This window comes from Neisseria sp. P0022.S010 (assembly GCF_051956635.1).
This window is the reverse complement of sequence record NZ_JBQCXF010000236.1, coordinates 1-4,538: the sequence shown is the minus strand read 5'-3', so window position 1 is coordinate 4,538 and position 4,538 is coordinate 1. Positions and strand designations below refer to the sequence as shown.

The window sequence follows — 4,538 nt, the reverse complement described above, 5'->3', positions numbered from 1 at the left end:
AGTTCGAATTCAAATTAATTTAGGGGTCTCACTCGATTATGAAAACCAAGCACATGACAAAATTATTTGCCGGCTTCAGCGTTGCCCTCGCTGTTCAGACGGCCTTTGCAGGCAATATTACCGATATTAACGTTTCTACTTTGCCTGACAACCAAAAAATCATCAAAATCCGTTTCGACAAAGATGTCACCACACCTCATGGTTTTGTAACATCTACGCCGGCGCGTATCGCATTGGATTTTGCCAACACCAATATCCGTTTGCCTCAGCCTGTTTTGGAATATGCCGACCCATTGCTGAATCAAATTACTGCGGCGCAAAACAATGACCGTGCACGCGTGGTTTTGGGTTTGAACAAAATCAGCCAATACAATACTGAGATTCGCGGCAACGAAGTTTGGGTATTTGTAAACGAATCTACTGATCAAACCAATGCGGCCGTTGCAAATGAACGTGCGGCTACGCCGTCTACCGCGCGCGCTGCTCAGACTTATCAAGCCGTTTCAGCAGCCAATATCGATTTCCGCAAAGGCGCACGCAATTCCGGCATTATTGAATTGTCCGCCCCTGGTTTCAGCGGACAGCCGGATATTAAACAGCAGCGCGACCGCGTGGTTGTGACATTGAAAAACCATACTTTGCCGACACAAGCGCAACGCAGTTTGGATGTGGCTGACTTTAATACACCTGTACAAAACGTTACGCTCAAACGTATCGGCAATTCTACCCAGCTTATTATCCGCAACAATAATGCGAATTGGGACATCAATACCAAAGCTTCTTCCGGACGCTTTGTATTTGAAGTATCGCCTAAAGCCGCCAATACCGAATCCGGCGGCTTAAACCACAATGCGAACAAATCGTTCAAAGGCCGTAAAATTTCTTTGGATTTCCAAGATGTAGAAGTTCGTACCATCTTGCAGATTTTGGCAAAAGAATCCGGCATGAATATTGTTGCCAGCGATACCGTCAAAGGCACTATGACTTTGTCCCTGAAAGATGTACCTTGGGATCAGGCTTTAGACTTGGTTATGCAGGCGCGCAATTTGGATATGCGCCGTCAAGGCAACATTATCAATATCGCACCTCGCGATGAATTGTTGGCAAAAGACAAAGCCTTCTTGCAGGCTGAAAAAGAGATTGCCGAATTGGGTCCGCTGTATTCTCAAACCTTCCAGTTGAAATACAAAAACGTGGAAGAATTCCGCAAAATTCTGCGTTTGGAAGAATACGACAGCAATAATTCCAACACCCGCAACACTCTGTTGAGCAACCGAGGCAGCGCCTTAATCGATCCGGCCACCAATACACTGATTGTGACCGACAACCGCGGCGTGATTGAGAAATTCCGCAAACTGATTGATGAATTGGACGTTCCAACCCGTCAAGTGATGGTGGAAGCGCGTATTGTGGAAGCTGAAGATACCTTCTTCCGCAACTTGGGCGTTAAATTCGGTTCCGGTGGTGCGATCGGCCGTACGGCATGGGGCAGCAACTGGAGCAATGCACAAACCAACTACAATACCAATGCCTCGTTTAACCGTGGCGACGTAGGCTACCGCAAATGGACTTTGGATCCGAATGTCAGTCTGCCGACCGCAGCCGCAGTCAACAGCATTGCGCTGGTGCGTGCGTTCTCGTCCGGCGCATTGGGCTTGGAAATCAGCGCGTCTGAAGAACAAGGTAAGAGCAAAACCATTTCCAATCCGCGCGTGCTGACACAAGACCGTAAAGAAGCCAAAATTGAATCCGGTACGGAAATTCCTTACCAAGAGGCTTCTTCCAGCGGTGCGACTTCGATTACCTTCAAGAAAGCCGTTTTGGGCTTGACCGTAACGCCGAACATTACGCCTGACGGTCAAATTATCATGACTGTGAAGATTAATCGCGATACCCCGATCGACTGTACCGTAGATTCTCTGATGACCAAGTGTATCAACACCAAACACTTGAATACCCAAGCCATGGTTGAAGATGGCGGCACGCTGATTGTCGGCGGTATTTACGAGGAAGAAAGCACCAATGCGGTGAACAAAGTACCTGTTTTGGGCGATATTCCCGTTGTCGGCAATCTGTTCAAATCACGCGGCAAACGTGAAAACCGCCGTGAGCTGTTGATCTTCATCACGCCGCGCATTATGGATAATGTGGGTAATAATCTGCGTTACTGATTTTTAAAATGACAAACAGGCATATCTGAAAAGGTATGCCTGTTTTGGTTTTCAGACGGCCTGAGATGAAAAGGCCATCTGAAAAACGACGAACTTTTCCACGAAACCACCATATCGTATAAAATGACCCACATGGAAAAAATCAACGGCAATTTAATCTTAATCGGGCTGATGGGCGCGGGCAAAACCACTTTGGGCAAGCAGCTTGCCCAGATGTTTGAATGCCCGTTTTACGACAGCGACTACGAAATCTGCACTTCTTCGGGTGTAACCATTCCGACCATTTTTGAGATGGAAGGGGAGGAAGGCTTCCGCAACCGTGAAACCAATATGCTGAAGAAGCTCGCTTCCCGGCGCAACATCGTTTTATCGACCGGTGGCGGTTCCGTATTACGCAGTGAAAACAGACAGATTTTGCGCCAAAACGGCACGGTTGTTTATCTACATGCCAGCCCTGAAACCTTGCTGGAGCGTACCCGTTACGACAGCAACCGGCCGCTGTTGCAAGTTGCCAACCCTTTGGCCAAACTGCAAGAGCTGTATGACCAACGCGATACGCTGTACCGTCAAACCGCACATCTCGTCATCGAATCCGACAGCTGTCACAAAACGCTCAAACGCCTGATACAGGCTTTAGGCGAATAAACACGCTTTGCAAAGGAACCCCATGCGCACCCTGACTGTCCAAACCCCGTCCCATCAATACCCCATCTTTATCGGGTATAAACTGATTGAGCAGGCCGATACGCTGCTTCAGCCCTATTTAGGCAAAAAAGCGGCCATCATTACCAACGAAACCGTTGCGCCGCTTTATCTCAAACAGCTTCAGACGGCCTTAGACAGACTGGGTGTGCCGCATTTCAGCATCATCCTTCCCGATGGCGAAGAGTATAAAAACTGGCAGACGCTTAACCTGATTTACGATGGCTTGATGCAAAACCGTGCCGAGCGCAAAACCACTTTAATCGCTTTGGGCGGCGGTGTGATAGGCGATATGGTCGGCTTTGCCGCGGCGACTTATCAGCGTGGCGCACCTTTTATCCAAGTGCCAACCACATTGCTCAGTCAGGTCGATTCCTCGGTCGGCGGTAAAACCGCCATCAACCATCCGCTCGGTAAAAACATGATCGGCGCGTTCTACCAGCCTCAAGCCGTGCTGGCCGATTTGACCGCCCTGCAAACATTGCCGCAACGCGAACTTTCCGCAGGCATGGCGGAAGTCATCAAATACGGCGCATTGGGCGATGCCGAATTTTTTGCTTGGTTGGAAGAAAATATGGCCGACCTGATGGTGCAACACCAAGAAAAAATGGCAGAAGCTGTTTACCATTGCTGCAAAATGAAGGCCGATATTGTTGCCCAAGACGAAACCGAGCAGGGCATCCGTGCATGGCTTAATCTCGGCCACACTTTCGGTCATGCCATTGAAGCGGAAATGGGCTACGGCGTATGGCTGCACGGCGAAGCCGTTGCCGCCGGTTGCGTCCTTGCTTCCCGTTTGTCGCAAATTTTGGGCAAAACCCAACAAACCGATACCGACCGCATTGCCGCTTTAATGGAAGCCGCCTCCCTTCCGTCTGCGCCGCCTGTTTTCTCCTTTGAAAAATGGATTGAACACATGAGCCACGACAAAAAAGTCAGCAGCGGCATCATGCGTTTTGTCGGTTTGGAATACTTGGGTAAAGCCAATATTACCGAAATTACCGATATGGAAATCCTCCGTCAAACCTTGCAGCCGTATTTGTGAGGAATGAATTAAGTTTGCTTTAAAATATAAAAAGGCCGTCTGAAAGTCATTTTCAGACGGCCTTTGGTTTTAAAACGTTTGCATTTGTCGGATTAAAGCTAGATAGACCAATTTGGGCGGGTCGATTATTTAAAGTGTCTTTTTATCCAACTCGGCAATAATCAACAAGCCGCTGTCAAAGCGTCGGCTGTCGGCCAGTTTCAGACGGCCTTGATGGCGTTTGACAATGGTGTTTGCGATGGAAAGCCCCAGGCCGGTGCCTTGTTGTTCGGTGCCGAGAATGCGGTAGAAGGGGTCGATAACGCGTTGGCGCTCGCTTGGGGAAATGCCGGGGCCGTCGTCTTCTACCCAGATATTGAGGTATTCGGTGGTTTCGTCAAAACCCAAATCGATGCGGCCGCCTTTGGGAGTATAGCGGATGGCGTTGTCGGTAAAGGTTTTGATGAGGGTGTAGATTTCGGTGTCGTCGGCGTGGATTTGGCAGTCGTTTTCAACGGCGACGCCGATGTCTTGACCTTTGGCCAGCGCCAGCGGCATGAGTTCCTGCAAGACGCGGCGGAACTGGTTTTGCAGGCTGATCAGGGTTTTGGGGCGTTGGGTTTCGGGTGCTTGGGCGCGTG

At 49.4% G+C, this 4,538-nt stretch carries 4 protein-coding genes; 3 read left to right on the top strand and 1 reads right to left on the bottom strand.

The features are described 5' to 3' along the window. The first annotated feature begins 38 nt into the window (after positions 1 to 38). The 3 genes from pilQ to aroB all read left to right on the top strand — a co-directional run bounded on the left by pilQ (position 39) and on the right by aroB (position 3,918). Complete coding sequence (pilQ, locus tag ACTHUT_RS14400) at positions 39 to 2,171, top strand: type IV pilus secretin PilQ (protein WP_250599577.1); 2,133 nt, start codon at positions 39 to 41, stop codon at positions 2,169 to 2,171. A gap of 132 nt (positions 2,172 to 2,303) precedes the next feature. Then, positions 2,304 to 2,816, top strand: a complete 513-nt coding sequence (locus tag ACTHUT_RS14395; RefSeq protein WP_003684491.1) for a shikimate kinase — start codon at positions 2,304 to 2,306, stop codon at positions 2,814 to 2,816. A 22-nt stretch (positions 2,817 to 2,838) separates the two neighbouring features. Next, the gene (gene aroB / locus ACTHUT_RS14390) at positions 2,839 to 3,918 is read left to right on the top strand and encodes a 3-dehydroquinate synthase (RefSeq protein ID WP_250599579.1); all 1,080 of its coding nucleotides are present in this window, start codon (positions 2,839 to 2,841) and stop codon (positions 3,916 to 3,918) included. 129 nt (positions 3,919 to 4,047) lie between these two features. On the opposite strand, the gene ACTHUT_RS14385 is transcribed toward aroB, so the two are convergent. Then, positions 4,048 to 4,538: sensor histidine kinase (locus tag ACTHUT_RS14385; protein ID WP_440418945.1), on the bottom strand; the 491-nt coding region annotated here is incomplete at its 5' end.